This window comes from Nocardia sp. CC201C (assembly GCF_030010695.1).
In the GTDB taxonomy this organism is placed as follows: domain Bacteria; phylum Actinomycetota; class Actinomycetes; order Mycobacteriales; family Mycobacteriaceae; genus Nocardia; species Nocardia otitidiscaviarum.
In genome coordinates this window covers 1-1490 of sequence record NZ_JASCXP010000714.1, presented here as the reverse complement: position 1 = coordinate 1490, position 1490 = coordinate 1, and the positions used below count along the sequence as shown (strand labels likewise).

Genomic DNA, 1490 nt, shown 5'->3' with positions numbered 1-1490 from the left:
CGCAGACAGTCGAGCAGCATGGTCGAAATCGGTTCGCGCGCCGCCTCGCCCGCCTCGATGCGGGTGGCGATGCGGGCGTCGATGCGGCGCAGGCAGTCGGCGTAGGCGAACCGCAGCAAGGCGTCCTTGTCGGCGAAATAGTGCTGGATGAGTCCGACCGAGATGCCCGCCTCGGCGGCGACGCGCGCGAAGGTGACGCGGGAGAGGCCGTCGTCGGCCAGGAGGCGCTGGAAGGCGCGGGCCATCTGCTCGCGGCGTTGATCGTGGTCGGCGAAACGTGGCACGTGACAACCATACCGTCATATGGTTACCGTTCCAATATGAACATATTGCTACGGCGATCGGCGTGGCTGCTGCCGGTCCTCGCGCTGCTGCTCGGTTGCGCCCCTACGGAACCGGAACGCTCCGGCGGTGCGGACCTGTTCTCACGCATGGACGATTTCGCGCGCACCCGGATGAGCCAGGCCGATCTGCCGGGGTTCGCCTACGCCGTGGTGGAGAAATCGGGGACCGTGCACACCGGCACCTTCGGGCACGACGGGGACGGCCGCGAGATCACCGCGGCGACGCCGTTCCTGTGGGGCTCGGTCGCCAAACCGGTCACCGCCACCCTCATCACCGCCATGGCCGCGGCCGGGGAGTTGCGCCTCGACGCGCCCGTGACCGAATACCTGCCGTCGTTCCGGCTCCGGGACGCCACCCGCTCGGCCCGTATCACCCTGCGCCACCTGCTCGAACAGACCAGTGGCCTCGCCACCACGACCCGCTACACCGATCGCACCGATCCGGATCGTCGACCGGGGGATGTGCTGCCGGACCTGGCCGACGCCGAGTTGGTGAGCGAGCCGGGCACGCGCCACCACTACTCGAGCACCAACTACCTGCTGCTGTCTGCGGTGGTGGAGGCGGTCACCGGCAGGCCGTTCGCGCGGGTGCTCGACGAACGGGTGCTCCAACCGATCGGCATGAGCGCGGCCGTGACGAGCGCGGCGGAGGCGCAGCGGGTACCCCGGGGGCATCGGTTCGTCTTCGGCCGACCCGTGGCCTTCGCCACCGGCTACGACCCGGCGGGCGTCGGTTACGGATACCTCGGCGGAACCCTCGGCGACGCCGCCGCGTTCGCCCGCGCCGCGCTCGGTGGCGGCGGCATCACCGCGGACCAGCGCGAAGCCATGTTCCGGCCGGCGGTGCGGACCGGTGCGGACGACTCCTACGGGCTCGGCTGGCGTAGCCGGACGCTGGCGGGCACCGACACGCCAGCGATCTGGCACGGCGGCGCGGCTCCCGGCTACTTCGCGCAGGTGATCCTGCTGCCGGAGCGGGAGCGGGCCGTGGTGATGCTCGTCGACGCCTACGGGATTCTGCACGAATCACATTTGCTGGACACCGGATTCGGGCTGGCGCAACTGCTCTCCGGCGGCGCGGCGACCCCGCGGCCGCCCGACCGGACCTACGCGCTCGCCCTCGGGGTCCTGATCACCCTCCTCGCC

General features: G+C 70.9%; 2 protein-coding genes. One reads left to right on the top strand and one right to left on the bottom strand.

Annotation, left to right across the window (positions count from 1 at the left end; genetic code table 11):
* Positions 1–284, bottom strand: a 284-nt coding sequence (locus QK444_RS36205; RefSeq protein ID WP_282786620.1) for a TetR family transcriptional regulator, incomplete at its 3' end; no start/stop codon positions are given.
* 36 nt (positions 285–320) lie between these two features.
* On the opposite strand from QK444_RS36205, the gene QK444_RS36200 reads away from it, so the two are divergent.
* On the top strand, positions 321–1490 hold a 1170-nt coding region (locus QK444_RS36200), incomplete at its 3' end, for a serine hydrolase domain-containing protein (protein WP_282786618.1).